The sequence below is a fragment of the Pseudomonas sp. S10E 269 genome, from assembly GCF_002798465.1.
Classification (GTDB): Bacteria; Pseudomonadota; Gammaproteobacteria; order Pseudomonadales; family Pseudomonadaceae; genus Aquipseudomonas; species Aquipseudomonas pergaminensis.
The window spans coordinates 5,759,250-5,784,004 of sequence record NZ_PHIJ01000001.1 but is presented as its reverse complement, the minus strand read 5'-3'; the positions used below and the strand labels follow the sequence as shown (position 1 = coordinate 5,784,004).

Genomic DNA, 24,755 nt, shown 5'->3' with positions numbered 1-24,755 from the left:
TGTTTGTTCCAGACGCCGAGGGGGATTTGGTTGCGAGCGCGCTTTGAGCGCAGGGCGGCGAGAGTGGTGCCGAGGATCTCGGCCATCTGCGCCTCCGGCACCTTGTCGCCTGTGATGCCGTTGTTGAGCTGTTCTGCTGCTGACATTGAGTGCTCCGCGCCGCGCTTGGCGGCAGAGGGTTGGTAGTAAGTAGTCACGACTGGTCTACAGTTGGTCGAGGCGTTACTCGATGGGGAGAAAATGGATGTTCGACAAGTATCCCGAGCAAAAGCAGGCTAGAAAGTGGGTAGGAGCGTTTGGTGCTGCACTCCTGGGTTGGGAGTGTTTCTTATCGTCATAGATGGGGCGGGAGGAGGGCTTTGTATCTTTATGGGTGTCAGTTTGGTGATGCTGGTGTTCCTGGCGAACGAAAAACAGTTCGCGAAGAGGTTAAGGGTTCTAGGCTGGTTTGATGGGCTTTCGTGAAAGTAAACCTCGCCCGCCCCTCACCGGCAGGCATTTAGGGGGATTGGGGTTAGGCTGTTGCGAACAGATCGAGTTGGTCGGATTCGACCTTCTGCTCTTGCTGTCGGAGTACTTCGAATTCGATGCGCGCCCGGGCGATCGCCGCGTACTGCTCGTCAATCTCGCAGCCGATGAACTCGAAGCCCTCGCGCACTGCTGCTTTGCCGGTGCTGCCGCTGCCCATGAACGGATCCAGCACTACGCCGCCGGCCGGGGTCACCAGGCGGCATAGGTATGCCATCAGATCTGTTGGCTTGACGGTGGGGTGGTTGTTGCCTTTCGTGTCCGTGGTCTGGACTTTGCGTAGGGTGGTCCCCATTTTGAACTGGGGGCCGGGGTTGTTTAGTCCTTCGTGCCTATCGGTGCGGCTGGTCTTGGCGCAGTAGAAGAAGCGGGCAGCGCTCCCACTGTCGCCGTGAAAGGCGCCGGCCACTCGCTCGCGCATGCCGGAGTACTTCACCGAGCCGCTGAAACCGTTGGAGGTGGGCTCGGTTCCAAGCACCGGCGCACTTGCTCCGGCTTCGGCGGGAAACATGGCCACCACTTCCTGGCTGCCGTCATGAATCAGGTTCGCTGGCCAGCGGCCCGATCCAGCTGCCCCGCCGCCAGCGCGAATGTTGGTTGCTCCATGCTGCTCGATCGATCGAGTGCCAGCGGAGCCCCGGTCGCCGGAACAGTTGCGGGCATAGGTCTCGTCGGTCACGCCGATGCGGCAACCGTCGATGTTCAACGCGCCAGTGCCCCACCGGGCAACGTTAGTCGCCACGGTCCCGCTGAACGGCTTGCGCGCTACACAGATCGGTTCATGCGCTGGTTTCAACGCGGTGCCCCATCCCTGGTGTGCGCCCTTGAGGTTGTGCGACTTGGGGAAGCCGCTCCCGAACACCCACATAATCTGGTCGCGGATCTCAAACCCGGCCATCTCAATGCCCACCGCCATGTGGTGGTAGGTGCGAGCGGCAGCAAATGACAGCAGGTGACCGCCAGGCTTGAGAACACGCAGGCATTCGGTGGCCCACTCAAACGTGAACGACTGAAACGCCTTCATACCACCAGGTGTTAAATCGTACTTTCCAGCTTCCGAAGCTGTCGACCGATGCCCGCCAGTGACACCGCAAGCAGGATCAGCCGACGGCATGCTGTCGCGGTAGGCTGCACGTGATTCGATGTCCTGGCCATCCCAGCTTTTGCCCATGAAGCGGATGCCGTACGGCGGATCGGTTACAACGCTGTCGATACTGTTGTCGGGCAGCGTCCGCATCGACTCAATGCAGTCGCCGATCAAAACGCAATGCTGTTTCATGGCCTTGGCCCCTTGTAGATGAAGACGTAGGCGAACCACAGGGTGGCGATCATGGCGCCACCTCGACCAGTTTCCATTTGGTGTTGTTACTCTGGCTGTGATCCGACTCGACCAACCCTTCACGCGTCATTAGCTCAAGCTCCCGGCGGATCTGCTTGGTGGTGAACGGCTCGATGTGAAACCGGAACCACCTGGTGCAGAACCAGTTACCTAGGGAGCCGCCTACGCCGCTCATATATGTCGTGATGCGCTGGCGCAGGCTTGATTTACTTTCTTCAGGCATGCCGGGTTCCTTGCCGCTATAGCGGCTGACATTGAGAGGGGGAGGGGTTTATTTGAAATCGATCCTGGACCAGATCGAGAGTTGTGCTAGAAATGACATGTCGGGCATGCATTTCAGATTTTTGTCGTTGAAATGCTTGGCCGGCAGGCGCTCTATCAAGTCATTTGAGCGCGCCCTTCATGCTTTGGGCAGTGATTCGATGGATCGATGTAGTTAGCTGCGAGTTAAACAACTCCCTTCCTCTGGGCTAGTAACTCAACGCCTTGGTCCATCGGTCACATCCTCGCCCAGTCACGCGTAGATGAAGACGTAGGCGAACCAGAGGGTGGCGCTCATGGCGTCACCCTGCGCGCCCACTCGACGTATGGGCCGTCATCCGTATCGAAGATCCCCATCAGGAACCACTCAGGGCCCGGTGATTCGGGATTCCAGGCGGTGCACGCAGCATCCTCGTCAAGTAGCTCCTCGAGCTCGTCGCCTGAGTGCCAGCCTTTCAACTCCAGTCCCTGGCCCTTGACCCATGCAACGTACGGCGCCGGGTCTTCGCCATCGCCAAAGCTGGGAATGTTCGGGTGATACCACCAGCCGTCTGCATCGCGCTTCACCTCGACCGGCCCGAACGGCTTGCTGCCGCTGTGCGCCTCACAGGGAGTGACGTAAACCACGTCGGAGTAGTGCCCGCCGCCAGAGCTGAATTCCATCTTGCAGCCGCACTTGGCGGGCTCGCTGTTGACGAACGTAATCTTTTCTTCGGGCATGACTTCGTCCTTGCCGCTATAGCGGCTGACTTTGAAGGGGGAGGGGGGCGAAAGAGTGAGGCGCTAATTCCAGCGAACGTTGAGTTCTGAAATTTGTTCGTGCAGCTGCTCTATGAGTTCAAACCAAGAATCGAAACCATTTGATTCGTTCAGGACCAGGAACAGGTAATAACCTCCGGTTTCACCTGCGCGGTCATCCTGAATTTCTATCGTCCAACCGGCATATTCGCCAGTCAAAACTGTTCCAGTATGAAGGATCTGCATGTGTTGGTCGGAATCCAGTGAATGTCTGAAATGGCAGCTGTACTTTTTACATCAGCTTGGAAAATGTTGGTACTGCGGCATTCTCCCTAATTACCAGATCATGGGCATTCACAACCGTCATGCCGAGTTGTTCCGCAATCAGGACTTCCAGGCGTGCGCCTTGCGACTTCTCCCAGTCGGGCAGAAGTGCGATCACGCCACACAGGCCCAGGCGCGTCAGGTCGTAGGCCATGTAGTCGGCCCACTGCGCGCCCTCGACGATTCCGTGGTCTGCCGGGTTTTCGACTTCGTAGCCCTGGGCGCGCAGCTGATCGGCCACGGCGTTGAAGGCGGGGTAGTTGAAGTCGGGGATGCCAGTCATCGGCCCGGCCACGTACACCCGGTTGGCGCGGTCAGCCTGGAGCGTTACGCCTGGCAGCACAAATGCCTTGATGCGATCTACCGCCCGATCAATTGGCGCCTGGATGAACGGCGGCAACGGCTCGTTCGCTGGTGGCGTTGTTCGCGTCACGGCGGCGATCATTCCGACCAGCGAGTCAGTTACGACGCTGCGGATGTCTGGCTTGCGGTTTTCTGTAGGCATAGAGAATCCTTGCCGGGCCATGCCCGGGCGCTGGAGTTGATTGATTTGAACTGCTGATTCCACCAGGTGCCGAAACAGCTACCACCCAGAGGACATAGCGATGAATGAAGAAAAGAAGAAAGAGCCCGAGCAAGAAACCCCGGCACACTCCACCGAGGAAGAGCGTGAGCGCCTGAAGGACTTCAACAAGGACGGTATTCCGCCTGGTTCGAGCTGATCATCAAGCTGCTCGCGCTTGGCGTTGTTCCGTGCGCCATGGATCGTTTGCCCTTGCAAGCGCTGCCATTGGCGGCGGGCTGACGCTGTTTCCGCACATGTGCACCTGCTGAGTCTTGGTGAACGGCTTGCCGTTGGCGCCGTGGCTGATGATGTAATCGCTCGGGAAGCCCTGGGCCTTGTACAGCTCAGCCGGCTTCAGCATCCGCAGGCAGATGTCGACGATCACGTAGGGCGTGCCCTTGAGCATCACGGTGACCATTGCCAGTCGGTCCTTGGTGGTGATCGTCGGCGCCGGCGAGTCGCAAGCGCTGATGTTCTCGGTGCCGTAGTAGCTGATCAGGAAGGCAGCGACCCGAAGGGCACCGGCTTCGTGTTCAGGCGACAGGGTGAGCGACACCAGCGAACTCTTGCCCCCACCACCGGCAGTAATGGTTGGTGCTGGATCGTCCAAGCCCTGGCCCACGCTGCCGCCGAATGCACGTTCCATGAAAGCGCTGACCAACCCGTGGTGCTGGCCGCCGGCGCTGATGGTGTGCAGTGGGTCGTTCGCGTCCCGTGCATCACAGTTGCCGCGCATGTGCACCAGGTGTGCCGTCGTGAGTGCGTGATGCTGCCCGGTCGTTACCGTCGGCACGGGGCAGTCAAGGGCAGTCGGCGCTTGGCCGGTGGTGTTCGTCACCAGGGTGGCCGTCACCAACTGCTGCTGGCTGCCGGTGTTGGTCACCGTGGTCATCGGGTCTTCGATGCTCTTGGCGTCGGTGGTGTTGAAGCCGCCATTCATCTGGGCCATGAACACCGTGGAAATGCCCATGGCGTGAGCGGCGCCGGCCGGGCGCTGATAGTTGCCGCCGCTGGTGATGGTCGGCAGTGGCTCGTCCAGCGCCTTGCCCGCGTCATCGAAGCGGAACTTCACCAGGTGTGCCGCTGCGATCGAGCGGTGGTTCTGGGTCATCAGCGTGCCCACCGGCTGGTCCATGCCCACCGGCTTGCCCGAATACTCGGGGCCACCGGCCCCAACCATCAACGGGCTGATCAGTGTCAGCTCACCGCGGTTCGCGCACGTCACCGTGGGTAGCGGGTCGAGCGGGTCGTTGATGCGGTCGCTACCCTGGTGCGTTGCCGGGGCAATCACAGGGCTGACCATCGAGAAGGCGCCGCCCTTTGGATAGGAGGTGATTGTCCGCAGCGGCTCATCGGCGGACTGCACTGCCTCACCGGACCAGTTGGCGATCGGCACAATGAACGGTGCTGCGCTATCGATGACGAACTTCTTCATCCCCTTTGCAACGCGGCGCAGGGTGGCCGGGGCCAGGTCCTTCTTGCGGCCGAATATGCTTTTGCCCAGGTCAGTGAAGTCGATGCAGTCGGCGGCTGTCTTCCACTTCTGCTGGCCCTTGGTGGGGTTCTTGGCGTGGGTTGGCTCAGGCCACACAATCGGCTGGCCGTCGCACCGGGCGATCATGAACAGGCGTTCCCGGCTGGTCGGCGCGCCGAAGTCGCACGCCTTGATCACCTTCCACTCCACCACATAGCCCATGCCTTCCAGCAGAGCCACGAAGCGGCGCCAGGTGCGGCCGCGCTGCTTCGGGTCGGGAATCAGGAACTGCTGGCCCACCGGCACAACCTCACCAGGCGCCGCAATAGTGCCGTCCAGCTTGACCACTCGGCCCGTGGCCTTGTCGCGCTTTGCGATCAGTCGGCCCCACTGCAGGATCTGTTTCACGTTCTCCAGGCTGATCACCCGGGGTCGTTTCTTGCCTCCCCACTTGAGGCCGATCCACGAAAGGTTGCGGATCTCGCGCTTGCGCGGTTGGCCGCCGGCCGCCTGGCTGTGGTGCGTGCAGTCCGGCGACATGTGGAACCAGCCCACGGCCTTGCCGCCGCATTCGGTGTCCGGGTCACCATCGAACACGTCGGTGGTGAAGTGCTTGGCGCCTGGGTGATTGACGGTGTGCATGCTGATCGCTTGCGGGCTGTGGTTCTTCGCCACGTTCACCGTGCGGCCCAGGCCCATTTCCAAGCCAGTCCCGGCGCCGCCGCCACCGCAGAAGAAGTCGACAACGATCTCATCGTCCTGAGGGTTGAAGCCGAGTCCGTATTGGGTTTTGAAATCGAAGGGGTTTTTCTTCTGTTGTGCGGACATAGCGGATCCTCGCCGGCTGGCGTGAAGTTTAAAAAGGGTTGGGGATTAAGCTCGCTCGCCGAGATCCAGGCCTATCTGGCTTACTCGATCGACACAGGCAGGGTTCAACCAGATGCATTCGGTTCGGCTTGCTGTGCCGCGCGCGGCACTGATTCGGGCGGATGTGCTGTAGCTGGCCCAGCCTGGCAGCAGTTCGGCGTAAAGGTCGCTGGGGTATCCCGAAAGCACGACCATTCCTTCTAGCTCGAGCAGGACGCCGAGAAGTTCACGGTGGGCGGTGTCGTCCATCTCGTGCTTGTAGTAGCGCCCGCTGGATGCGCCCTTGTATCTGGTGTCATGCACATAGGGCGGGTCGACGTAGTGCAATGTCTGCGGCCCGTCATGCGCCTTGATCACCTCGATCGCGGGGCGGTTTTCGATTAGGACGCCGCTCAGCCTCTGGCCAACCTCGGCAAGTTGCTCCGGATAGGAAGCCCAGAGTGACTGGGCTGTGCCGTATTGGCGTTTGGTGTCGATGCGGAATCCGGTGACGCCCTTGGTGGCGCCGGCGGAGCCGAACCCCATTTGCGCCCTGATGATGGTCCGCCTTGCACGCTCGATCGGCTCGGTGCTCGGTTCCCAAGACAGTTCGAACTCTTCGCGGGAGTAGGGCGTGAATACCAGGCTCTCAACTAGCCCCGATCGCGAATGCTGATCCTGCAAAACCCTAAACAGATTCACGATGTCGCCATCGAGGTCGTTGTACACCTCGGCATACGACCGAGGCTTTTGCATCAGCACCCCAGCGGCGCCGCCGAATGACTCGACGTAGCATGTGTGGGGAGGAAAGTGTTGCAACACCCACGGCGCAAGCCGGAACTTGGCGCCGTGGTACCGGATGACCGGGGCGGTGATGGTCATATTGAATTCCAGATGCGCGCCTGCCTCGCCGGCTGGCGTGATTCGTTGATGGGGTTATTTCTTCTGGTAGGTCTAGGTCAGCGATGCGATGCCGCTATGCCTACGCGGGTGAGTGCAACACTGGCTAGAAAAGAGATTCACGGTGTATTCTCGTCGATCAAAATGGAATAGGGGTTAGGGAAATGGGGAAAAGCAAAAAGAACAGGGATGATGTTGCATTTATTTCTCTGGCAGTTGCTGCGCTTGTGTTAATAATTTTTGTTTTGATCGTTGTTTTATCGAAAACGTTGGCGTCCTACGATATGCCTTTCCTAGTAACGAGAAGTGAGGAAGGGTTAGATCGTTTAGGTCAGATCGGAGATTTTTTTGGTGGTATATTGAATCCGCTATTAAGCTTCATTGCGTTTGTGGCTGTTGTTGTAAGCTTTCGAGCTCAGGCGCGAAACTCAAAGTTGGCGGAGGAGTCTTCTAATGCGCTTAGTGCTAACCAGGCAAGTCAGCTAGAGCAGTTAGTTAAGCAGGGGTTGATAGCTGAAAGGCAGTCGTTTGAAAATGTTTTTTTTGGTCTGCTTCAAATACACTCCAAGAATGTACAAGGTTTCACTTTTTCAGTTGGTGGATATTCAGAAGTAGGTCAATCGGCGTTCAGCGCCGTTGAAGCAAGATACAACTTTAATAAGTTGCTTTCAGTGCCTGTTAATCAGGCCCAATGGCCGGGCGTAGTCAGTAACAATATTGAATTGTTCAGTGTCCATATTAATCCGTTGCTGGGGCATTTTTTCAATACTGCTTCGCAGATACTAACGTATGTCGAAACTGCTGATAATTTGTCTGATTTGGAAAAAAATCGATATGTTAAAATCTACACTTCGACAATGAGTCGGGCGGAAATGGAGTGCTTGTTTTTGTGCTTAATGAGTTCCTATACCTTGGAAAAGTTACGGCTCTTTAATGGTGTGTCCTTTTTTGCGGGTCATTCGGCGGATGACATGTTGAAAGAAATGAAACGTCGTCAGTTCTTTGGCATGTCTGATTTAACTTGAGTCATAGTTAGCGGGCAGATCAACTCTAACCTAGGTGCATGAGGTTACCTGCCTAGGAAAAGATTTTTCTACATACAGTTTTCGTTGCTTGCGTAGATACATGCGAGTTATCGGCACAGGGTCGGATCAAGGGGAGCAATATGGGTTATGAATGGTGGAGTTCTACCCTCAAGGTTATTGGTTATATTGGAATGGCTCTTGTATTCCTATCGACCGTATGTGGAGGCTTTGTAAACGACAAAATAGATAAGGCCAAAGAGGGGAAAATTGACGATCTCTTAGCCGGAAAAAATTCCCTACTGGCCAGTGTGGATGATTACAGGCGTCAGCTTGAGGAAAAGCAAGTTCAAATAGATGATCTGCGTGCGAAAGCAGTAAATGCCTCTCGAAATTTATCTAGCTATTATGAATTCAACGGTGACCTGATTCGAATCGATGGCGGTAAGCATTCTTCGATAATTGGGGAGAGATATGAAATTTTTGAAAAGTTTCATACGCTTCAAGCTGCTAAAGATTGGTCTGCGTTAAAATCGATCTGTACTGAGGCCATTGCTGAAACTCCTCGCTGGCTTACTCCATATTTTTATCGAGGAGTCGCTTACTTCCAGCTAAATGAGCCTGATTTGGCAAAGCAAGACTTGGAGTTTGTTGTTTCTGAAGCAGGCGACTCTGCAGCTTACGCACAAGCTAGAGAACTTCTCAAAATTGTCACTGACCATATTGATAGGTCTAGAGCAGATGTGCGATGAGTAATTTCTTGTAGTCAAGTGATGCAACTATGTTGCATCGCATGGCTACTGCTTGTGTCATTCGCTGAAGTTTGTAAATAGTTAAAGTGGTTAGTGGGGTGCTGGCGGGGCGATGATCTCGTCGCCCGGATCTTTCTGGATGGCGAGCAAGCTTTTGTTGCGGAATTCCCGCGCCACGTTTTGCGATATCTCGATTTCGTGGCGCGGCGGATTCAGTAGAGGCTGGCACTTGGCAGCGCCCATTGCATGCAGGTGATGAATCATTAGCGTCATCGCCTCGCCCTGCTCAGTAATGCCTGACCACTCCATCAGGTCGGCTAGGGCTTGGCGTGTACCGGGGCGAACCCTGAGCCTCAATTCCTCCTCGGCATTCGCCACGCGCTTCCCGGCAGACTTGGCCGAGCGTTCTTTCTGGGGTACTGCTGCCATGGCCTACCTCTTCTATTCCGCTGGCCGGCAGTGCCAGCCAGGTTTGACGTTTGCGTTGCTGGGTGCGGGCTATGCGGCGCATGAATCGACCTTCACCTGGCGCCATGCGCCGACGGCTTCGAACATCCGCGCAGCGTGATCCTCATCGAGCGACATCGCTTCAGGGATGGCGATCCAGCCGGAAGCCACCATCTGGCTTTGGTTGGCCTCATCGCGCAACTTCTTGTAGCAATGCTCAATCACGTCTTCCAGGTGGTCGGAGAGGTAAACGCCATCGGGCGCCACCTCCACAGATTTGCTGTAGCGGTCGCCGCGGGCGTCGATGCAGAGGGCGCTGAGGTAAATCGTCCACCGGTGGGGGATGCCGCATACGGCCTGGCCGATCTTCCCCGGCGCGATGTTCTTCATCGACTTGTAATTGATCATGCCCTGGCGGCCGCTGGGGTCGATGTTGACCACTGCGACGTGATTGGATGCCAGCAGCGAGCGGCACGACCGGGCAATGCGGGCTTGCAGGTTATGCGGCTTGCGCTTGCTCATAATGCCTCCGCGAGTTTGCGCAGCGCGTTACGCTCGGCCCGGCTGATGGGCGGCTTGCGGCGCTTGAGTATGGTTTCGGGATCTATCTTGGCAGAGCGGGGCGGTGGCAGCGGATTATGTGGCGGGCTTGGCAACTGCGCGACTGTCCCGCCTGCGGCCAAGAACTCCGCCGTGCGCTCCGATATCGAGTAAGCGTCCTGGCGGTGCTGCTCGACCAGGCTGAGGTGGTTGCTGATCATGCTGGCTGTCTCGCTTTGTTCAGTTCAGCCTTGCGGATCTCCTTAGCGGCGACCAGCGATGGCTTGAGGTTGTCGAAGCCGTGGACGATTACGCGCCCGGCGTTGTAGGCCGACTCCAGCGCGGCCATGTCAGCCGCTTGACGGATGTCGGCGATCGCATCAACAAGTAGCTCCTTGGCTCGCTCCTCCGGGCTGATACCGGAGTTCAGCCAGCTCAGCAGGCGCTTGCCCGTTTCCTCGCTGATCAGTTCAGGCTGGTCAAACAGCTTCGTCCGGTCTTTGCTGGCTGTGGCCGTGTGCCCGTCGTGGGTGAGGTCCAGCACCACGGTGAATTCGTAGTCGGTGCCGTCGCGCTGCTCTGACTTCATGCCCAGCTTGAGGATCTTCTTACCCTCGCCTTGAACCGTTTCCGTCTTGCTGCGCATGGTGCAGATGATGTGCATCGAGCTGGTGAGGATCTTGTCCGTCAGCTTCCGGTGGCGCGGCGTGGTCTCGTTCCAGGCCGCCCACGTGTTGCCCCGGAATTTCTGGTGGGCCACTGTCTCGTTCTGCTCCAGGCAGCCCCCGGAACCTGTCCACTCATGCGAGTAGCTATCGATGATCAGCGTGTCGTACCCTGCCAGCTCAGCGGCGACGATCACTTCGATGTAGCGCTCTGGCGAGTACGGCGCGTGTAGCTCCGTTGCGTCGAAGTCAACCAGGTCCGCGTACAGCGATGCGCTGCCGTTTTCGGTGTCTAGCACCGCGATACGCCCGCCAAGCCCCTGGGCCAGGAGAAGAGCGGAGTAGGTTTTGCCTGATCCAGACGGCCCGGCAAGTGCCAGCCGTAGCTTGGCCTGCTTGCGTTCGGCTTTCTTGAACATTTGAGTTTCCTCAGCTTGGGTGGTTGTCCCACTGCCGCTGGATGCGGCGGGCTTCGTCTTCGTACTCTTTGCGCTGCTCACCGGTGAATCGGTCAGGCGAGAAGGCGCCGACCATCATCCAGTCGAACTGGGCAGCCAGTTTTGGCGATGTACTCATGGTTGCCTCAGTAGGCGATGGATACAGATGGGATCTTGCGTTGAGCGATCAGCGTGACCGCCTGCTTAGCGCAGGCCTCTGGCATACCGCCCGCAATGAATGCCTCCAGTGCGGCACGATTGATCTTTCCTTGATGGGCCTTGTCGGCCTCGCGTGCCTGTGCCTGCTCCAGTTCAAACGCTACGGCGGCGGCCTGACGAGCCTGTTCGGCCTGACGTGCCTGTTCAACTGCTTGCTCTTGGCGCTGAGTAGCTGCAGCACGCTCTTGCTCTGCGCGCTGTTCAGCGGCAACACGTCTTGCTTCCGCCTGTGCTGCTGCTGTGCGTGCCTGTTCGGCTTGCAGTTCCAGTTGCAGGCGCTGGTGTTCTGCGGCGGCTTCCGCGTCGCGCGCGGCCTGTTCGGTGGCCAGTTGCGCTGCTGCGGCCTGCTCCAACAGCTCCTGCTCACGACGCGCGGCAGCATCACGTTCAGCCTGGGCACGTTGCTCGGCTTCAATGCGAGCTTGCTCCGCAGCTACGCGGGCAATCTCTGCATCGCGGTCACGCTGGGCCTGGGCCTCTGCCTCAGCCCGCCGCAGCGCCAGTTCTGCCTGATCAGCTTCGTACTGGGTACGCTCGCTGTGCATGGCCCGCAGCTTGGCAAGCGTTTGGTCTTTCACCTGGGCCGCTTCCACAAGGAACTCTTCCCATGTGTCGTCGAGTGCAATGGCCTCAAGGTCGGCGATCAAGCGAGCAACTTCGGATGATGACGGCGCCTCACTGAACTTGGCCATTTCTTCAATCTGGTAAACGGCTGCGTTGTGCTTGGCTACCCTTGCATCTTCGGCGGCTTGCCAGTCATCGAGCGGCTGCCGGACCTCCTTCTGCCATAACTCCAGCGTGTCCCATACGCGCTTGCGCTCAGCGTCAATCAGCTTTGGGATTTCCTTCTGTTTGGCGGAAATCTCCTTGCCTACTGCCTCCAGCGCATTTTTCGATTTTGCGATCTGGTGCGCCATCGATGCATAAGCTTTGCGGCCTTTGTCCGTTTTCAGGTCGGGAAGCACTTTTTTGAATTCGTCTACCTTCGCGCGGACCTGCTGAAGCCAAGGGTCAAGTCCCTTTACAGTGCTAAATACGGTCAACGCTGTTTCTTTCGGCGGTACGACTGCCAGTTCGTTTTCTGCGGACATGGGGGAATCCTTGCCGCGAAGCTCGCAGCGATTAAGAGGTTGTGATTGGGCTTATGCGGCGTGGGATGCGTTGTAGGAGGCGTAGATCTGGTCGATACGCGCCCGGTAGTGCCGGTGCTCCGTCTCATCAATCACGCGCAACATGAACGCCAGGGTGACGCACGATGTCGCGGCGGCGCTGGCGTTTGGCTTGCCAAGGTCGCTGATCATGTTGCTGATCTCGCCTTCAATCCAATTCACAGCGGTTTGGTGGTCTAGCTGGGCAACGTTCACTCAACACCTCCTACTGGTGGGCAGATCAATTCCATCTGCGCCATGGCCGCTCCAATACGCAGCTTTAGGCTGGCGCGCTCTTTGATGCGGCGCGCCTCTCGCTCGGCCAGGTCGTCCGCTGTGTATTCATGGAACAGGTCGACATGCTGCGTCTTGCCGAAGTTTGGCAAGTCCCAGCGCCTATCGGATTCCCTTGCCTGGGCGCTATCCGCGTAGCTGGTTGGCATGGCGAGTCTCCAGGCTGCGGGCGAGGGCGCAAGCTTCGTTATGGTTTCGGCGAAACCCCATAACCTTGTCGGTCTGGCTGTCCACCACATGGAAGAAGTCACGGCCAGCTGGCTTTACCACCATACGGAAGGCGATCACTGGCTCAGGCCGGCCGATCAGTCGGTACAGCTCAATGGTGGCTAGACGGGAACGCTGATGCAGGCCGTCGACGATGTCGCGGCGCGATTGAATGCTGTTGTGCATGGTCGCCTCCAGGGTGACGTTATTCGGTGGGAGGGGCGGGGAGTGGCTGCCAGTGGGTGATCCACCAATCATCGCCGTGCGGGGCGCTGTAGCTGTCGAAGTATGAGAGCGCGCGGTGGTTGCAAATAGGCACGTACTCTCCCATTGCTACTTCGCTTCCTTCTTCCTCGGCCTGGGATCCGTCTTCGTTTTCATAGCGGCGGATGTACTTCACAGAAACCAGAAGATCGCAGCGATGTTCAGGCCTGCGGTCATCGTTGACGCTAATCCAATCGCTCATGGCGACCTCCAGTGTTTGGGGTTAGGCGGAGACTGCAACCAGAACAGCTTCACGAAAGCGCGATGGGCTCCAGTCGCACGATTCGTCAGCCGGGATATGCCCGAACATCGCGGTGCAGCGTTTGCAATGCACGCAGTCGCCGCAGGTCTTGCCCTCGGGCAGGTTCATCTGGTCAGCGTTATCCGCAGACCGTGGATATGTCCCTCGTTGCTCAGGCATGACTCTCTCCGTTCGTTGGTTCACCTGTATTCGTCAACACTCATGCCTCCCGCTGGTTGCCGATGGGCGCGGGGGAGGAGTGCTGACGGGTAGAGGCGCGTAAAAAAGCCCAGTCGAAACCGGGCTTTTCCCTCTTTACGTACAAGCCTGCCGGGCGCATGTGGCGTCGGGCAGCTATTGGCTAGTCCATGGTGAAACCCTCCTATCGTTCGCTCACTGGGAAGGCAGTGGCCACCTATTGAATGGGTGATGCAGATGCCCGGTGCTGATCTCCGGGTTGGGTGTGAAGTGTCAGGTTCAACCGAGCCGATCAACCGAGGTCCGTCGGCGCCCCACTTGCGAGCCTGCGTCGTTGCCCATCAGCCTGGGCATGCATCCGCATCGGGGAGTGATTTGGTAGGGATTCGAACCCAAAAGAATTACGTCGATTTCGGCAGCGCTACCCAGCCGACACCACCCCGCACGCAGGGCGCCCCTGATCCGCCGAGGCAAACTCCAAATCACACCCCGATGCGCTCTCATAGAGAGGATCGGGCAGTTAACGACAGGCTGTCGTGGCGATTTACGAGCGGATCATTTCCTCAGGGTCGAAACCGAACTCACGGCAAAGCGCGCTGGCAACGCCGGAGCCAACACCAAAGGCATCACGCACTAATGCCCACCGGTATTGCCCGTGCTTGGAGCGGTATTTGCTGGGACCTTTAAGGCTTCGAATTGCAGACCGTATAAGGTCTCGCTCATCGATGTCGCATCCGCTTAACTTCATCACTTCGGCGTCCTCCCGGTTGTTTTCCCGATGCCCACCGCTCTGGATGGGCGTCAGTGAAAAGGTCCGTCATTTGTGCGCTTCAGGATCTTTCAGGTGCTTGTCGAACAGTTTCTTGTGCCGGCGGGCGAAGCGAGCCACAAAGGCGACCGCAACAAGTGTCATGGCTGCCATGACGACCGGGTAAAGTTTGATAGCGAGGAAGACCGCGAGAGGTGAGAAAAAGAACAACCCAAGAAACGGCAGCAGAACCTCCGTTTGCGTTGAGTCCTTTTTGTCTTTCCACCATTGGTAGCCGTTGCTCTCGGTGGTATACGGCGTCCAACCTCGCAGTCGAGCCATAAACTCCAGCACCGGGTTTCGACCGGCCTCCGCATCGTCAATCCAGGCCCAGGCCTTTCGCCAGACAAGACCAAGGAGAGCGGCACCCAAGAGTAGGCCCGCTACTGGAAATCCCAGCATGAAGCAGGCCATCAGTTGTTCCGGAAAGCTTCCAAATCTGTCCATCTCACTTCCTCCGTTGATTTCCAATGCCGCCTCATAGAAGCGGCATCAGCAAATCTGTGGGTGCTTCCCGCGCCGCTTACCAGGTCATTCGCCAGTTCGGTCAACACCTCGACAGCCGTATGGGGTATCCCATCGTTGGCAGGCTTTCGGGCCTGTCTGTCGCCGGTCACCAGTAGTGGCAGCGCGTTTTGTTCACCTGACTTCCTCTCGCCCCACAGGTGATAGCCGGGGCTGACCTCCCAGCGTGAGCCGGGTAATCGTGTATGGCGCATGTTTTTAAAGAGCGGCGGGCTGTGAGGCCCTTCGCAGTGGCTGTGTGTCGCTGCGATGGAGTTAATTTAGCCCCAAGCTAAAGTAGCGTCAATAGCTCCAAGCTAAATATTTAGCGATAGGCGAAATTATTGAGATGTGCCGTGTCCCTCCCAGCCGATGGATGAGGCCTATAAGCGCTTTACGCGCCAGTTAGCAGTGAGCTATGATTTTTCCATTAACTGTACGTATATACAGTATTCAATCGGGAGGGAATTTCATGGCGAAGAAGCAGGCGGCAACGGCAGCACGGCAGGAAATGAGCGGCATGGAGCGACTGGGGCTGCGCGTCTCATCGATGATCAATCACCCCGTGGCGCAGGCGCAGCGCTGGGTGACGATTCATCGCCTGGACACGGATGGGGAACGGGAGTGGGAAGAGGTTCTGGGCGTGATCGCCCAGACGGAGGAGCTTGAGTTGACGCTCAACGACGACGGCAGCGTGACGGTGAGGTGGGAGCAGCAGGAAGTCGAGGTAGCAGGGAGGGGAGAGATCGAATATGAGCCAGAAGAAGAGGCGGCGCCTTTCTGACGGGTACGAAAAAGCCCGCGTTCGGCGGGCCTTGACCTTGTGCGATCAGCTACGCTTGCGGCGCGATGATTTGAATATCGCCGAGCAGGTCGCTAACCGAGCGAATATTGTCGCGAGCTGCTAGCGCGTCGGCCTCTGAGCCAAATGGCCCGACTGCTACGAATTTCGCGGATCCTTTCGTGGTTGGGAGGCCTAGGCGCTTAACTGATCTGGTCGCCTCGGCGTGCGCCCATGGCTCGCACACAACTCGCACCGTCCACCCTGATTTCAACGGCGCTTGTGCAGATGATTGCGGCAGCATATCACCACCACAATGCTTGCACTTTATGGCAGCTCGCTTGATGGTCTCTGCACACAGCGGGCAGGGGCGAGTATCTGTTTCGGCCTCGGCTTGCGTCGCAGTGGATTTGCCGCCGAGAAGCACCATAAGCAAGCCGGCGAGTACGATCATTCCGCCGACAATGGTGTGAATCTGGCGATCCGCCATGAGACCTAGGTTATTCACTCGGCCGCCGGCGCCGGTAGGCACGGACACATCCATGCTCAGCGCGAAGATCAGCCAGCACGCGCCGACGATCAGCACGAATGTCCCAAATCCTTTCATCGGATCCCTCCCATAATTGAGTCAGCACCTTATCATTAGTGACGCACAGCCACCATTGGAGGGGGGTAGGGCAGATACAAGAAGCCCGGCGCTGGGCCGGGCTTTCGGTGAAAATCACATCAAATCCAGTGAAATCCTTTAGCCATCAGTCCTGCCAACCCAAGAGCAACTACAATCAGGGCGCCAAAAAGCAGTCGAAAGTCTCGTTCGAGATTATCTCTAACCTTGCCGACTGATGTTTTCGTCTCGGAGCGGAACTCAACAACCTCTTCTTTCAGGGAGTCTAGATCCCTTCTTATGTATTCGACGTGAGTCTCAAGCTTTGCTACGCGAGCTTCCATTTCTTTTCCTTCAGGCGGCTCAGATCCGCCGCCGCCTTTTTTGATGAAAGCTTCAGCGACGTCGAGTTCTGCTGCCTGTTGTTTGTACTCTTCCTTAAGGTAGCTCACTTTGTCACTCATGAGTAGTGTCATCCTTGTCAAGTGCCCATTCTGGATCCCCTGCTAACAGCTTTCCAAGGCGCTCATCGAATTGATCAATTTCCGCGAAAACATCTCTCAGCTCCTCGAAACTTTTTCTTGCTTTATCCTTCATGTCTGGACTTTCAGACGTCAGTGCTAACATCGTTAATGACGTCATGGCCCCGTGAAAGATTGACAAAATCGCCGATCTGAGCGGCTGTACCAGTTGCACCACCTCAATTCGACTCATTGGCTCAATCAAAAAAGCCTTTTGTTCAGGAGTAATAAAGGTGGGGGTGCTTTTGTCATCATCCATGTTAATCACCAATTAATCAGTATTGTCCGGAAGCTAATGCGGCTTGAAAAAAGCATGCCGCCCCTCGCTCAGATCGCCGCATAGCTCTATTGGATAGGAAAGTCGAGCGCGTTATACCGGTTGTCCATTCCACACATAAAGCACCCTGGCGAGAATGTGGGTGTCGTCGACACGGATGTCCTCGGGGTCGTGATGTTTGTTGTCCGAAATCATCTTGAAGCGGTCCTTGCCTTTCTTTTGCAGGCGCTTCACGTACAGCATTTCGTCGTGGGAGAAAAGATAGATTCCATCTCCGGTGAACTCCCGGATCGTGATGTCGACGAGTAGCGGGTCGCGGTCTTTGATCGTGGGCGCCATGGACTGGCCCCACCCAGTGATCATCTTCAGGTGAAAGTGTTCTTTGAAGGTAAGGCCCAGGTCGCGCAGGTGCTTGGGGCTGACCCTTATGTCCTGGAGCATTTCCGGGTATTCGTGCGGTATCTGTCCGCCGCCCATCGCCGCACGCACGTCGTAGTGGGCAATCCACACCTCATCTCCGACTTGGCCAGGGCGAGAGAAGTCGACGGTTATGACGTTGCTCGACTCGTCAGCGGCCGCAATGATTCTGTCACGAGCCGTGCTCGTTAAACCTTTGACCTTCGAAAGCATCTGCTTTATCTGGTCCGCCGCTGTCTGTGCGGATGTCTCGCCTGCGTGATCGCTCGAAGTCAGCTCTTCAGCTGGAGTTATCGACTCACCTGGCGATATGGAGTCAAACCAACCTCTGGGCAGCCCCTCGATCGCCTCGATTCTCCGCGCTACATCGTCTCCCAAATTCTTCGCTGTCTTGTCCGACAAAATCTGGCTCAGGTGCGCAGGCGCCATTCCCCAGCGCTCGGCGCACGCGCCTTTTCGCTGGTTTCCTATGAGGCTGATCAGTTGCTGTTTACGAATCGCATAAATATCCATGCGGGCAAGAATGCCAGCGTTTAGCTCAATGCTAAATGTGCTCAAAGCTAAATATTCCTTGCTACGATATTAGCCATAAGCTAAATTTCTCCCATGTTTAAGGAGAGATCCCATGAATGACCATCTGCGTGACTGGCTCGCCAGCGCTTCAAACGAACGGCGCCAGTCAGTGGCTGCCGCTGCCAAGACGACGGTAGGGCACCTGTGGCAGCTGGCAGGCGGTCACCGAAAAGCTTCGGCCGACTTGGCGGAACGCCTTCAAGACGCATCCGGTGGAGAGATCACCATCGCTGGCTTGCGACCGGATCTTCTCGACCTGGCGCACAAAGTCCTACGCGGCGCCGCCTGACATCCCCGTCCGCCGTTCCATTGAGCAAATGATCGCCTCTGCACCTGCAGGGCGCCACGTAAAGAATTCCGAGGTTTTAGGCATGCAAGATTTTTTGAGGGCTTGCGACACCGTCGTCGAAGAGGCGAACACCAAAAATCTCGCCACATTGATGAGCATGCCGCCGGTGAGCTTGCTTCAGCGCGCCAACGCGAACTACGACGGCGCATGGTTCAACGTGAAGCACCTGTACTCCTTGCTTCTGCACACGGATGACATGCGCCCCTTGGCTGCATTGGCTGGCGAGTTTGGTTATTCGATTCTCAAGACGGATCAGCCCAAGGCGATCGACATCCACGAAGCGCTTGGGCGCGCAACGCTGGAGTTCGCCGAGGTCACCGTCGAGACGCATGCAGCGATGGCTGATGGCCGAGTTGATCAGGTCGAGCGCGCACGAATCCTTCGCGAGATCGACCATGCCGAGAGCGCTCTGGCACAGCTGAAAGCCTCTGTGAAGGTCGCCTGATATGAAGATCACACAGAGCCAGGTCGTACAGGCTTTCATTGCTGGGCGTTGCAGTCCCGAAAGCACCGAAATCATTCCTTCGATTGCCGGGCTGGAGCGGCCCGAGTTCTGGCCTGAGTTATGGGGCTCGGTTGGTGGAGAGCGCTCGAAAATCGGTTACGCCAAGTTCGAGTTGGCGACCACCAAAGTTACCTGCGGGGTTACTGAAGGTACGCACCAATTAGCGCAACTGCTGCGGGCAGACGCCCAACCCCCTCATCCAGCAGTTTCAGTGCCAGGTGTTTTATCGCTTCGGCAGAGAGTCCTTTCAATCCTTGCACAAGGCGATTTTTCTCTTCTGTCGGCGTATCACTCTCAAGAATTTTCCTTTCCAGGAGATCGCGGAGGGTGTCCTCATGAATCTTGATCGTTACGGTTCCAAGGACTGCGCCAAGGCCTCCGTCCTCCTCAAGAAAGTCCATTCCTCTTGCTGTGATCCGCGCCTGAGTGAATGTCACAGATCCGCTGTTCATTCCGAGCTTCACGCCGCTTTCAACGAGTCCGTGCTCCTCCAGGTACAGGAGGCTGCTTGTGCACTCGACCTGAGAGTATCCGTCCAGGTGGTACGCCGATGGACTTCGGCGAGGATAGAAATCTCGCAACTCTTCCAAAAGTGCGCGCTGCAACTCCCTATTCAGCTTCATGTATCCAGCCTCCGAGGCATTCTTTTATGGAGACATAAAGCTAACACGGATGCGCAGGACACCCAATTCACCCGCACCACCAAATCGCAGGCGAAAAAAAACCACCTGGCCGGGTGGTTCTTCGTGCTGCATTCAAAAACGTTCTGGAGCTGATTATGCACAGTTCAACATATACCAGCAATACCCCCAACAATCTCGCGCCACGTTTTTCGCAATCTGAAAACGTGGCGCGCAATTCAGCAGTAATTCCGTTCGACTTCGACGGCGCCGCAATCCGCGTCATCACCGACAAGCTCGGCGATCCGTGGTTTGTTGCGCGCGACGTCGCTGACGCCCTCGGCTACTCCAAACCGGAGAACGCGGTGGCCCGTCATTGCAAGGCTGCGACCACTACCCCGAAACAGGGTGGTGGTTTCATGACCATCATTCCTGAGCGGGACCTGTACCGGCTTGTGATGAAGTCCAAGCTGCCGTCCGCCGAGAAGTTCGAAGAGTGGGTAGTCGGCCAGGTCCTGCCGAGCATTCGCAAGACCGGCTCGTTTTCCGCCCAGGGCCCGAACAACTCCAAGATCGTAGGCGAACTCGCCATTCTGGAGTGCTTCGACCGTCTGCTGAAGCCTGCGAACTCCAGCAAGATGATGATGCTGGCCAAGATCGCCGACAACAATGGCCTGGATGCCAAGTTCCTCCCTGGCTACGCCGTGGACGCCGCACCGGATGCCGCTGGCGGGTCTTCGATGCCGACCAAGGCAATTACCGCCCTGATCAAAGATCACGGCATCGCCAGCACGGCTCGCGCCTTCAACCTCGCGCTCGAGGCCAAGGGCTACCTCAAGGTCCTCCAGCGCAAAAACTCCAAGCAGGAAATGGTGGACTTCTGGTCCGTGACCGAGAAGGGCATGGCCTACGGCAAGAACCTCACCAGCCCTCAATGCCCCCGCGAGACGCAGCCTCATTGGTACGTGGATGGCTTCCTTGAATTGGCCGGCCTTGTCGGCAAAGGAGCCAAGTAATGGCCGGTGATTGGATAAAATTCGAACTGTGCACCCTGGACAAGCCAGAGGTTTGCCAGATCGCAGAGTGGGCTGGTATCGATCCAGATGCGGTAGTTGGCAAGCTTATGCGCGTTTGGGGCTGGTTCGATCAACAGACAGAAAATGGTAACGCTCCGAGCGTTACTAAAAAGTTACTTGATCGTCTCGTTGGCGTTAATGAGTTCTGCGACTACATGAAACTGGTCGATTGGATGGTTGAGTGCGAGGGCGTTATCAGTCTCCCTCATTTCGACCGTCATAACGGGAAGACCGCTAAAAACAGGGCTTTGACGGCTCGCAGGGTTGCAGGACATAAGTCAGGTAACGCAAAAGGTAACGCTGCCAGCGTTAAAAGTGCGTTACCTAAAGAAGAGAAAGAGAAGAATAAAGAACCTCTCTCTGTGCGCGAGTCGGTTGACCCTCGCATGCCCAGCGAAATGACCCTCGACTGGAATCCTGATGACAAGCTGCTGAAGACCTACTCGGTTCACTCTGGCGTAGCGCTGGACCTATTCACCGAAGAGGCGCGCCGCGCTTTCACTGCCCACTATGAACCGCGCGGCCAGGTGAACACCCAGGCCGAGTGGGTGCAGATGCTGGTCAAGTGGGTGCTCAACGATCGCAATCGTGCAGCAGCTTCGAACATCAGACAGTTCACGCCACGCCAGAGCAGTGAGCCTGACTTCGACAGCAATGCCTGGGCCGAAGGCCTTGTGGTGAGCCCATGAAGCCAGCCAGCCAACTGATGGCTACCATGGGCAACCTGCCTGCCGTGGAGCCTCGCCAGCCACTCCAGGTGACGCCACAGACGGCCGAAGTGGTGAACGACCTGTTCCGTCGCCTGCGCGGGATCTTTCCAGCGTGGCGCCAGGCGTGGCCGTCCACCGAAGCGCTCGACGCCGCCAAGGCTGAGTGGATCAAGGAGTTCGCCGACGAGGGCATCCGAACCCTGGAGCAGATTGAGTTCGGAATCCAGAAGTGCCGCAAGCTCAAGAAGCCGTTTGCACCGAGCGTTGGCGAGTTCATCGCCATGTGCGCACCTGGTCCTGAGGACTTCGGCATGCCGGCTGTTGGTGACGCCTGGATCGAGGCGCTGATGACCACGTACAGCCACGAAGCGGTGAAGCTGGCCGCCGAGGCTACCGGGTTGTTTGACCTTCGTGGGGCCAAGCAGGAAGACAAGGGGCTCCGCGCCAGGTTCGACCGCAACTACGAAATCATCCTTCGCCGCGCCCAGGCTGGGCATCCGCTCGACGGCCGGATCGCCGCCGGCATCGGCCACGATAGCCAGAAGACCGAATTCGAGCTCGCCAACGAACTGGCTGACCAGCAGACCCAGGCACGAATCCTTCATCAGGGCATTCCGGCCGACGGCAAATCGGCGCGTGCGCTGCTGCTGGCCAAGTTCGGCAAGAAGACCACGGAGCAACGGACATGACTGACTACACCGAACTAAAGCGGCTGGCCGAGGAGCAATGCATTTCCAGTGATCTTGGGATGTTTGAAGATCATCAGCTTTGCGAAAACATCCTGGCCCTGATCGGCGATAACCAGCGGCTGAATGCTGAAAACAAGCAACTGATCCTGCTGGAGTACCACGGAGGCACCGCTGAAGCCGCGATAAACCTGCTGGCCGAGCGCGACCAGCTCAAGGCAGAGAACGATGCGCTGCGCGACGATATTGAGCAGAGCCAATACGACGTGAACGCATGGCGAAACAGCGAAGAGTCTGTCTGGATCGAGGTCTTTAACAGCGAAGGCGACGATCCATTCATCAGCGCTATCACCGGCCAGATCACCGTCGAACAATTGGCTTTGATCCAGGCTGAGATCTTGGAATATCGGGAGGATTACTTCGAGAAGGGTTCAGGCCTTTACGTTTTCAAGTGCCGCCACTACCAGGCGAATTACGACAACGTGGGCATGACTGAGCCAGCTCACTGGGAGGCTGACTTCGAGTCGTACAGCCCTTTCCCGTGGGAAGAAGAGGCCGCCGCCATGGGCAAGGGAGAGCAGTCATGACCCAGCTCACCGAAATTGAAAAGTGGATCAAGCGCAATAATCGGAAAAGGCCAAAGCTGGTTCGCTCCGAGGGGATCAATCACTACATCGTTTACTTCGACAAGGGCAAAGCCAGGGTCGGAATTGTGCAGGACGGTATGTACAGCCGCTACGGGGTCATGTGCTACGGCGCCATGCCGAACACTGACCCGTTCTACTGCTGGCAGTCCGAGCCTGGCGCATGCGATGAAAGCGACGTGAAGGTGATGGTCGATTACCTCAACGGGGTGAGCGAACTTCCCGACTTCGACTTTGCGTCGATCAAGGGGGTACGGCCATGACCAGCCTCCAGATCCGCAACGAATCCGACCGCAACAAGGCCATGGGCTACATCGCCGGCCTGGACCTGGCCAAACCCAAGAAGCTGGCTATCACCGAAGTGGACCGCAGCGGGGAGCAGAACAAGGCTCTGCATGCGGCTCTGTCCGATATCGCCGCCCAGGTCGAGCACGCCGGAAAGAAGTGGGACGTCTTGATCTGGAAGCGCCTGCTGACCGCCGCCTGGCTGCGCGAATCGGGCGATCAACCGCAGATGATTCCGGCCGTAGACGGCAACGGCTTCGACGTCATCTACGAGCGCACCAGCAAGCTCACCGTGAAGCAGTGCGGTGAGTTGATCGAATGGGTGCATGCCTTCGGCGCTGAGCACCAGGTGCGCTGGACACAAAAGGACAACTGGGGAGGGCGCTACTGATGAGTCATAACTTCAAGCCGGGCGATCTGGCGATGATCGTTAAAAGCTTTCCCGAGTGTGCTGAAAACATTGGTCGTTGCGTTGAAGTGGTCGAGGTTGACCATCCGGTGATGGACAAATTTCCAATTCGGGTTGCGGCAGACAATTTGAAAGGGGTGTGCCAATTCTCTGGAGCAGTTGAATCCGTCAATTTTTGCTGGTGTGCGCCTTCCTGCCTGATTCCACTTCGCGGCGACTTCACCCTTGAGCAGCAGAAAGCCAAGGAGGCTGTATGAAGCGCACCCCACTACAGCGCAAAACCCCGCTCAAGTCCGTAGGCCCGCGCCGCAAGCGCTGCCCAGCCTGTCGGGTGATGTTCGTGCCCGTTCGCGATTCCCAAGCTGTATGCGGTGAGATCGAGTGCGCCATTGCTCACGGGCAGTCGGAGAAGGGGCGGGCGATCGCCGGTAAGGCGCTGGCGGAAGTTGGGCGCCGCGAGATCAAGGTGCGCAAAGAGGCCCTGAAAAGTCGCGCTGACCACCTCAAGGACGCAGAGAAGGCCGTCCGAGACTACCGCCGCACCTATGAGCTGAGCATCGGCAGCGGGTGCATCAGTTGCGGAGAGTCGCAGGAATCGATCCTGGCCGCCCAGGGCTGGAAGGTCGGCGGTGCATTTGACGGTGGCCACTTCATGGGGAAGGGAGCACGCCCAGAGCTTCGCCTTGAGCCAACCAACATATGGCTCCAGTGTAAAGCATGTAACTCGGGCTCCTATATGCACGCCCGCAAGGGCTACACCGTTTCGCAGGGTTTCCGCACTGGTCTGATCGCCCGCATCGGTCTGGAGGCGGTGGAAGCGCTCGAAGCCGACCATGAGCCGCGAAAGTACACCGTTGAAGAACTCAAGGCAGTAACCGCCGAATACCGGGCAAAGACTAGAGAACTGAAAAAGGGGCAGGCAGCATGAAGATCAACTCAGCGCGCCAGGCGTGGCATGACTGCAAGTACAACCCGGCCCCCGGCCAGGCCTCTGACGTTGTGCAACTGGGCGTGGTAGTGCAGAACACAGAGCGCGGGCCAACGGCGAACCACGCGGTGCACGGCGCCCTGGCTGGCCATATCCAGTCGGCAATCGCCAGGCTGCATCCGCAGATCCGGGTTTTCGGTGACTTCATGTACGCCGCCGAGCAGAGCGACGACATCCGCGAGGCTGCGGAAGAGGTCGTATTCCTGCTGGTGCAAAACCGGTCTCCACGGATGACGGCGGCCAAGCGCAAGAAACTGGAGTTCGTGGTGAAGGGCGTCATGCGGCGCTACCGACACATGCACCAGGGCGGCCAGTCGTCCAACGAAGACCCGTTCGCCAACGCGGAGAAGTTCCGGGCCTGGATGTGGCAGTTCTACGGCGTGCGCCTGGAGTCGTGCAATTGGGAGAGGGACTGGGGTGGCGTGCTGCAGCTGATCTTCGAGTGCTGCGAGGATCTGGACCGACGCGCATTGAGCCCTGTTGCAGCAGTAATTTACGAAATGCGCGAGGCCGCATGAGGGCCTATTGCGTTCCCGTGCGGCTCATGGCATGATTTCGCCACTGTTAGAGTTTTGCCTTCGGCAACTTA

38 protein-coding genes are annotated in these 24,755 nt (G+C 57.6%); 14 read left to right on the top strand and 24 right to left on the bottom strand.

Going from position 1 to position 24,755, the window contains the following annotated elements:
• Positions 1-514: 514 nt before the first annotated feature.
• From CWC48_RS26905 to CWC48_RS26870, 7 genes are all read right to left on the bottom strand, one after another.
• Positions 515-1,807: a site-specific DNA-methyltransferase gene (locus CWC48_RS26905; protein WP_100490825.1), complete on the bottom strand. Its 1,293-nt coding sequence runs from the start codon at positions 1,805-1,807 to the stop codon at positions 515-517.
• 49 nt (positions 1,808-1,856) lie between these two features.
• Positions 1,857-2,090 carry a hypothetical protein gene (locus tag CWC48_RS26900; protein ID WP_100490824.1) on the bottom strand — a complete coding sequence of 78 codons (234 nt, stop codon included), beginning with the start codon at positions 2,088-2,090 and terminating at the stop codon, positions 1,857-1,859.
• Positions 2,091-2,422: 332 nt separating this feature from the next.
• Positions 2,423-2,848, bottom strand: a complete 426-nt coding sequence (locus tag CWC48_RS26895) for a hypothetical protein (RefSeq protein WP_256581765.1) — start codon at positions 2,846-2,848, stop codon at positions 2,423-2,425.
• Positions 2,849-2,911: 63 nt separating this feature from the next.
• The gene (locus CWC48_RS26890; protein WP_100490823.1) at positions 2,912-3,112 is read right to left on the bottom strand and encodes a hypothetical protein; all 201 of its coding nucleotides are present in this window, start codon (positions 3,110-3,112) and stop codon (positions 2,912-2,914) included.
• Between the two features lie 46 nt (positions 3,113-3,158).
• The gene (locus tag CWC48_RS26885; RefSeq protein WP_256581764.1) at positions 3,159-3,695 is read right to left on the bottom strand and encodes a DUF4406 domain-containing protein; all 537 of its coding nucleotides are present in this window, start codon (positions 3,693-3,695) and stop codon (positions 3,159-3,161) included.
• A gap of 220 nt (positions 3,696-3,915) precedes the next feature.
• On the bottom strand, positions 3,916-6,057 hold the full coding sequence (locus tag CWC48_RS26875; protein ID WP_100490822.1) for a DNA cytosine methyltransferase: 2,142 nt from the start codon (positions 6,055-6,057) through the stop codon (positions 3,916-3,918).
• 45 nt (positions 6,058-6,102) lie between these two features.
• A complete protein-coding gene (locus CWC48_RS26870) occupies positions 6,103-6,957 on the bottom strand; it encodes a DNA adenine methylase (protein WP_100490821.1) in 855 nt (284 codons plus the stop codon).
• Positions 6,958-7,139: 182 nt separating this feature from the next.
• Here CWC48_RS26870 and CWC48_RS26865 point away from each other — a divergent pair, with 182 nt between their 5' ends.
• Both CWC48_RS26865 and CWC48_RS30285 read left to right on the top strand, forming a co-directional pair.
• On the top strand, positions 7,140-8,000 hold the full coding sequence (locus CWC48_RS26865; RefSeq protein ID WP_100490820.1) for a putative phage abortive infection protein: 861 nt from the start codon (positions 7,140-7,142) through the stop codon (positions 7,998-8,000).
• A gap of 140 nt (positions 8,001-8,140) precedes the next feature.
• Positions 8,141-8,749: a tol-pal system YbgF family protein gene (locus tag CWC48_RS30285; RefSeq protein WP_157806784.1), complete on the top strand. Its 609-nt coding sequence runs from the start codon at positions 8,141-8,143 to the stop codon at positions 8,747-8,749.
• Between the two features lie 90 nt (positions 8,750-8,839).
• Here CWC48_RS30285 and CWC48_RS26860 read toward each other — a convergent pair whose 3' ends face one another.
• The 12 genes from CWC48_RS26860 to CWC48_RS26805 form a co-directional block, all read right to left on the bottom strand.
• The gene (locus CWC48_RS26860; protein ID WP_100490819.1) at positions 8,840-9,178 is read right to left on the bottom strand and encodes a hypothetical protein; all 339 of its coding nucleotides are present in this window, start codon (positions 9,176-9,178) and stop codon (positions 8,840-8,842) included.
• Positions 9,179-9,247: 69 nt separating this feature from the next.
• Positions 9,248-9,718 carry a hypothetical protein gene (locus CWC48_RS26855; RefSeq protein ID WP_100490818.1) on the bottom strand — a complete coding sequence of 157 codons (471 nt, stop codon included), beginning with the start codon at positions 9,716-9,718 and terminating at the stop codon, positions 9,248-9,250.
• On the bottom strand, positions 9,715-9,957 hold the full coding sequence (locus CWC48_RS26850) for a hypothetical protein (protein ID WP_100490817.1): 243 nt from the start codon (positions 9,955-9,957) through the stop codon (positions 9,715-9,717). Before CWC48_RS26850 ends, CWC48_RS26855 begins: the two co-directional genes overlap by 4 nt.
• On the bottom strand, positions 9,954-10,820 hold the full coding sequence (locus tag CWC48_RS26845; RefSeq protein ID WP_100490816.1) for an ATP-binding protein: 867 nt from the start codon (positions 10,818-10,820) through the stop codon (positions 9,954-9,956). Before CWC48_RS26845 ends, CWC48_RS26850 begins: the two co-directional genes overlap by 4 nt.
• Positions 10,821-10,830: 10 nt before the next feature.
• The gene (locus tag CWC48_RS30280) at positions 10,831-10,977 is read right to left on the bottom strand and encodes a hypothetical protein (protein ID WP_157806783.1); all 147 of its coding nucleotides are present in this window, start codon (positions 10,975-10,977) and stop codon (positions 10,831-10,833) included.
• A 7-nt stretch (positions 10,978-10,984) separates the two neighbouring features.
• Positions 10,985-12,148, bottom strand: coding sequence for a hypothetical protein (locus tag CWC48_RS26840; RefSeq protein ID WP_100490815.1), 1,164 nt, complete (start codon positions 12,146-12,148; stop codon positions 10,985-10,987).
• A 51-nt stretch (positions 12,149-12,199) separates the two neighbouring features.
• Positions 12,200-12,421 carry a hypothetical protein gene (locus CWC48_RS26835; RefSeq protein WP_100490814.1) on the bottom strand — a complete coding sequence of 74 codons (222 nt, stop codon included), beginning with the start codon at positions 12,419-12,421 and terminating at the stop codon, positions 12,200-12,202.
• The gene (locus tag CWC48_RS26830; RefSeq protein ID WP_100490813.1) at positions 12,418-12,648 is read right to left on the bottom strand and encodes a hypothetical protein; all 231 of its coding nucleotides are present in this window, start codon (positions 12,646-12,648) and stop codon (positions 12,418-12,420) included. The genes CWC48_RS26835 and CWC48_RS26830 overlap by 4 nt, the downstream gene beginning before the upstream one ends.
• The gene (locus tag CWC48_RS26825) at positions 12,626-12,892 is read right to left on the bottom strand and encodes a hypothetical protein (RefSeq protein WP_100490812.1); all 267 of its coding nucleotides are present in this window, start codon (positions 12,890-12,892) and stop codon (positions 12,626-12,628) included. The genes CWC48_RS26830 and CWC48_RS26825 overlap by 23 nt, the downstream gene beginning before the upstream one ends.
• A gap of 19 nt (positions 12,893-12,911) precedes the next feature.
• Complete coding sequence (locus CWC48_RS26820) at positions 12,912-13,172, bottom strand: DUF551 domain-containing protein (RefSeq protein WP_100490810.1); 261 nt, start codon at positions 13,170-13,172, stop codon at positions 12,912-12,914.
• Between the two features lie 21 nt (positions 13,173-13,193).
• Positions 13,194-13,391, bottom strand: coding sequence for a hypothetical protein (locus CWC48_RS26815; protein WP_100490809.1), 198 nt, complete (start codon positions 13,389-13,391; stop codon positions 13,194-13,196).
• Positions 13,392-14,226: 835 nt separating this feature from the next.
• Entirely contained in the window at positions 14,227-14,688 is a 462-nt protein-coding gene (locus CWC48_RS26805) for a hypothetical protein (protein WP_157806782.1), read from the bottom strand.
• Positions 14,689-15,193: 505 nt separating this feature from the next.
• On the opposite strand from CWC48_RS26805, the gene CWC48_RS26800 reads away from it, so the two are divergent.
• Complete coding sequence (locus CWC48_RS26800; protein ID WP_100490804.1) at positions 15,194-15,505, top strand: DUF1654 domain-containing protein; 312 nt, start codon at positions 15,194-15,196, stop codon at positions 15,503-15,505.
• A gap of 49 nt (positions 15,506-15,554) precedes the next feature.
• Here the strand turns inward: CWC48_RS26800 and CWC48_RS26795 are convergent, their stop codons facing one another.
• From CWC48_RS26795 to CWC48_RS26780, 4 genes are all read right to left on the bottom strand, one after another.
• Entirely contained in the window at positions 15,555-16,088 is a 534-nt protein-coding gene (locus CWC48_RS26795) for an SPOR domain-containing protein (protein WP_157806781.1), read from the bottom strand.
• 140 nt (positions 16,089-16,228) lie between these two features.
• A complete protein-coding gene (locus CWC48_RS30480; RefSeq protein ID WP_218261624.1) occupies positions 16,229-16,570 on the bottom strand; it encodes a hypothetical protein in 342 nt (113 codons plus the stop codon).
• Positions 16,563-16,886 (bottom strand): hypothetical protein, encoded by a 324-nt coding sequence (locus tag CWC48_RS26785; RefSeq protein ID WP_100490800.1) that lies wholly within the window; start codon positions 16,884-16,886, stop codon positions 16,563-16,565. The genes CWC48_RS30480 and CWC48_RS26785 overlap by 8 nt, the downstream gene beginning before the upstream one ends.
• A gap of 111 nt (positions 16,887-16,997) precedes the next feature.
• A complete protein-coding gene (locus tag CWC48_RS26780; RefSeq protein ID WP_100492468.1) occupies positions 16,998-17,834 on the bottom strand; it encodes a S24 family peptidase in 837 nt (278 codons plus the stop codon).
• A 112-nt stretch (positions 17,835-17,946) separates the two neighbouring features.
• On the opposite strand from CWC48_RS26780, the gene CWC48_RS26775 reads away from it, so the two are divergent.
• Both CWC48_RS26775 and CWC48_RS26770 read left to right on the top strand, forming a co-directional pair.
• Positions 17,947-18,183 (top strand): hypothetical protein, encoded by a 237-nt coding sequence (locus CWC48_RS26775; protein ID WP_017479602.1) that lies wholly within the window; start codon positions 17,947-17,949, stop codon positions 18,181-18,183.
• An 82-nt stretch (positions 18,184-18,265) separates the two neighbouring features.
• Positions 18,266-18,688: a phage regulatory CII family protein gene (locus CWC48_RS26770; protein ID WP_025856085.1), complete on the top strand. Its 423-nt coding sequence runs from the start codon at positions 18,266-18,268 to the stop codon at positions 18,686-18,688.
• A 200-nt stretch (positions 18,689-18,888) separates the two neighbouring features.
• On the opposite strand, the gene CWC48_RS26765 is transcribed toward CWC48_RS26770, so the two are convergent.
• Entirely contained in the window at positions 18,889-19,371 is a 483-nt protein-coding gene (locus CWC48_RS26765) for a DUF2513 domain-containing protein (protein ID WP_100490798.1), read from the bottom strand.
• Between the two features lie 155 nt (positions 19,372-19,526).
• Here CWC48_RS26765 and CWC48_RS26760 point away from each other — a divergent pair, with 155 nt between their 5' ends.
• The 9 genes from CWC48_RS26760 to CWC48_RS26720 are packed head-to-tail and all read left to right on the top strand — an operon-like array spanning position 19,527 to position 24,684.
• Positions 19,527-20,384 (top strand): BRO family protein, encoded by an 858-nt coding sequence (locus tag CWC48_RS26760; RefSeq protein WP_100490797.1) that lies wholly within the window; start codon positions 19,527-19,529, stop codon positions 20,382-20,384.
• Positions 20,384-21,133, top strand: coding sequence for a DnaT-like ssDNA-binding domain-containing protein (locus CWC48_RS26755; protein WP_100490796.1), 750 nt, complete (start codon positions 20,384-20,386; stop codon positions 21,131-21,133). The genes CWC48_RS26760 and CWC48_RS26755 overlap by 1 nt, the downstream gene beginning before the upstream one ends.
• Positions 21,130-21,843 carry a replication protein P gene (locus tag CWC48_RS26750; RefSeq protein WP_100490795.1) on the top strand — a complete coding sequence of 238 codons (714 nt, stop codon included), beginning with the start codon at positions 21,130-21,132 and terminating at the stop codon, positions 21,841-21,843. Before CWC48_RS26755 ends, CWC48_RS26750 begins: the two co-directional genes overlap by 4 nt.
• Positions 21,840-22,427, top strand: a complete 588-nt coding sequence (locus tag CWC48_RS26745) for a hypothetical protein (protein ID WP_100490794.1) — start codon at positions 21,840-21,842, stop codon at positions 22,425-22,427. The genes CWC48_RS26750 and CWC48_RS26745 overlap by 4 nt, the downstream gene beginning before the upstream one ends.
• Complete coding sequence (locus CWC48_RS26740; RefSeq protein WP_100490792.1) at positions 22,424-22,747, top strand: hypothetical protein; 324 nt, start codon at positions 22,424-22,426, stop codon at positions 22,745-22,747. Before CWC48_RS26745 ends, CWC48_RS26740 begins: the two co-directional genes overlap by 4 nt.
• Positions 22,744-23,160, top strand: coding sequence for a recombination protein NinB (locus CWC48_RS26735; RefSeq protein ID WP_100490790.1), 417 nt, complete (start codon positions 22,744-22,746; stop codon positions 23,158-23,160). The genes CWC48_RS26740 and CWC48_RS26735 overlap by 4 nt, the downstream gene beginning before the upstream one ends.
• The gene (locus tag CWC48_RS26730; RefSeq protein ID WP_100490789.1) at positions 23,160-23,435 is read left to right on the top strand and encodes a hypothetical protein; all 276 of its coding nucleotides are present in this window, start codon (positions 23,160-23,162) and stop codon (positions 23,433-23,435) included. Before CWC48_RS26735 ends, CWC48_RS26730 begins: the two co-directional genes overlap by 1 nt.
• A complete protein-coding gene (locus CWC48_RS26725) occupies positions 23,432-24,106 on the top strand; it encodes a recombination protein NinG (RefSeq protein ID WP_100490788.1) in 675 nt (224 codons plus the stop codon). The genes CWC48_RS26730 and CWC48_RS26725 overlap by 4 nt, the downstream gene beginning before the upstream one ends.
• Positions 24,103-24,684, top strand: a complete 582-nt coding sequence (locus CWC48_RS26720; RefSeq protein WP_100490787.1) for a hypothetical protein — start codon at positions 24,103-24,105, stop codon at positions 24,682-24,684. The genes CWC48_RS26725 and CWC48_RS26720 overlap by 4 nt, the downstream gene beginning before the upstream one ends.
• The last annotated feature ends 71 nt before the right edge of the window (positions 24,685-24,755 follow it).

What these genes read in the sequence shown, in the direction of transcription:
- CWC48_RS26905 (WP_100490825.1), bottom strand. Translation starts at nt 1,807, where the DNA reads ATGAAACAGCATTGCGTTTTGATCGGCGACTGCATTGAGTCGATGCGG.
- CWC48_RS26900 (WP_100490824.1), bottom strand. Translation starts at nt 2,090, where the DNA reads ATGCCTGAAGAAAGTAAATCAAGCCTGCGCCAGCGCATCACGACATAT.
- CWC48_RS26895 (WP_256581765.1), bottom strand. Translation starts at nt 2,848, where the DNA reads ATGCCCGAAGAAAAGATTACGTTCGTCAACAGCGAGCCCGCCAAGTGC.
- CWC48_RS26890 (WP_100490823.1), bottom strand. Translation starts at nt 3,112, where the DNA reads ATGCAGATCCTTCATACTGGAACAGTTTTGACTGGCGAATATGCCGGT.
- CWC48_RS26885 (WP_256581764.1), bottom strand. Translation starts at nt 3,695, where the DNA reads ATGCCTACAGAAAACCGCAAGCCAGACATCCGCAGCGTCGTAACTGAC.
- CWC48_RS26875 (WP_100490822.1), bottom strand. Translation starts at nt 6,057, where the DNA reads ATGTCCGCACAACAGAAGAAAAACCCCTTCGATTTCAAAACCCAATAC.
- CWC48_RS26870 (WP_100490821.1), bottom strand. Translation starts at nt 6,957, where the DNA reads ATGACCATCACCGCCCCGGTCATCCGGTACCACGGCGCCAAGTTCCGG.
- CWC48_RS26865 (WP_100490820.1), top strand. Translation starts at nt 7,140, where the DNA reads ATGGGGAAAAGCAAAAAGAACAGGGATGATGTTGCATTTATTTCTCTG.
- CWC48_RS30285 (WP_157806784.1), top strand. Translation starts at nt 8,141, where the DNA reads ATGGGTTATGAATGGTGGAGTTCTACCCTCAAGGTTATTGGTTATATT.
- CWC48_RS26860 (WP_100490819.1), bottom strand. Translation starts at nt 9,178, where the DNA reads ATGGCAGCAGTACCCCAGAAAGAACGCTCGGCCAAGTCTGCCGGGAAG.
- CWC48_RS26855 (WP_100490818.1), bottom strand. Translation starts at nt 9,718, where the DNA reads ATGAGCAAGCGCAAGCCGCATAACCTGCAAGCCCGCATTGCCCGGTCG.
- CWC48_RS26850 (WP_100490817.1), bottom strand. Translation starts at nt 9,957, where the DNA reads ATGATCAGCAACCACCTCAGCCTGGTCGAGCAGCACCGCCAGGACGCT.
- CWC48_RS26845 (WP_100490816.1), bottom strand. Translation starts at nt 10,820, where the DNA reads ATGTTCAAGAAAGCCGAACGCAAGCAGGCCAAGCTACGGCTGGCACTT.
- CWC48_RS30280 (WP_157806783.1), bottom strand. Translation starts at nt 10,977, where the DNA reads ATGAGTACATCGCCAAAACTGGCTGCCCAGTTCGACTGGATGATGGTC.
- CWC48_RS26840 (WP_100490815.1), bottom strand. Translation starts at nt 12,148, where the DNA reads ATGTCCGCAGAAAACGAACTGGCAGTCGTACCGCCGAAAGAAACAGCG.
- CWC48_RS26830 (WP_100490813.1), bottom strand. Translation starts at nt 12,648, where the DNA reads ATGCCAACCAGCTACGCGGATAGCGCCCAGGCAAGGGAATCCGATAGG.
- CWC48_RS26825 (WP_100490812.1), bottom strand. Translation starts at nt 12,892, where the DNA reads ATGCACAACAGCATTCAATCGCGCCGCGACATCGTCGACGGCCTGCAT.
- CWC48_RS26820 (WP_100490810.1), bottom strand. Translation starts at nt 13,172, where the DNA reads ATGAGCGATTGGATTAGCGTCAACGATGACCGCAGGCCTGAACATCGC.
- CWC48_RS26815 (WP_100490809.1), bottom strand. Translation starts at nt 13,391, where the DNA reads ATGCCTGAGCAACGAGGGACATATCCACGGTCTGCGGATAACGCTGAC.
- CWC48_RS26800 (WP_100490804.1), top strand. Translation starts at nt 15,194, where the DNA reads ATGGCGAAGAAGCAGGCGGCAACGGCAGCACGGCAGGAAATGAGCGGC.
- CWC48_RS30480 (WP_218261624.1), bottom strand. Translation starts at nt 16,570, where the DNA reads ATGAGTGACAAAGTGAGCTACCTTAAGGAAGAGTACAAACAACAGGCA.
- CWC48_RS26785 (WP_100490800.1), bottom strand. Translation starts at nt 16,886, where the DNA reads ATGGATGATGACAAAAGCACCCCCACCTTTATTACTCCTGAACAAAAG.
- CWC48_RS26780 (WP_100492468.1), bottom strand. Translation starts at nt 17,834, where the DNA reads ATGGATATTTATGCGATTCGTAAACAGCAACTGATCAGCCTCATAGGA.
- CWC48_RS26775 (WP_017479602.1), top strand. Translation starts at nt 17,947, where the DNA reads ATGAATGACCATCTGCGTGACTGGCTCGCCAGCGCTTCAAACGAACGG.
- CWC48_RS26770 (WP_025856085.1), top strand. Translation starts at nt 18,266, where the DNA reads ATGCAAGATTTTTTGAGGGCTTGCGACACCGTCGTCGAAGAGGCGAAC.
- CWC48_RS26765 (WP_100490798.1), bottom strand. Translation starts at nt 19,371, where the DNA reads ATGAAGCTGAATAGGGAGTTGCAGCGCGCACTTTTGGAAGAGTTGCGA.
- CWC48_RS26760 (WP_100490797.1), top strand. Translation starts at nt 19,527, where the DNA reads ATGCACAGTTCAACATATACCAGCAATACCCCCAACAATCTCGCGCCA.
- CWC48_RS26755 (WP_100490796.1), top strand. Translation starts at nt 20,384, where the DNA reads ATGGCCGGTGATTGGATAAAATTCGAACTGTGCACCCTGGACAAGCCA.
- CWC48_RS26750 (WP_100490795.1), top strand. Translation starts at nt 21,130, where the DNA reads ATGAAGCCAGCCAGCCAACTGATGGCTACCATGGGCAACCTGCCTGCC.
- CWC48_RS26745 (WP_100490794.1), top strand. Translation starts at nt 21,840, where the DNA reads ATGACTGACTACACCGAACTAAAGCGGCTGGCCGAGGAGCAATGCATT.
- CWC48_RS26740 (WP_100490792.1), top strand. Translation starts at nt 22,424, where the DNA reads ATGACCCAGCTCACCGAAATTGAAAAGTGGATCAAGCGCAATAATCGG.
- CWC48_RS26735 (WP_100490790.1), top strand. Translation starts at nt 22,744, where the DNA reads ATGACCAGCCTCCAGATCCGCAACGAATCCGACCGCAACAAGGCCATG.
- CWC48_RS26730 (WP_100490789.1), top strand. Translation starts at nt 23,160, where the DNA reads ATGAGTCATAACTTCAAGCCGGGCGATCTGGCGATGATCGTTAAAAGC.
- CWC48_RS26725 (WP_100490788.1), top strand. Translation starts at nt 23,432, where the DNA reads ATGAAGCGCACCCCACTACAGCGCAAAACCCCGCTCAAGTCCGTAGGC.
- CWC48_RS26720 (WP_100490787.1), top strand. Translation starts at nt 24,103, where the DNA reads ATGAAGATCAACTCAGCGCGCCAGGCGTGGCATGACTGCAAGTACAAC.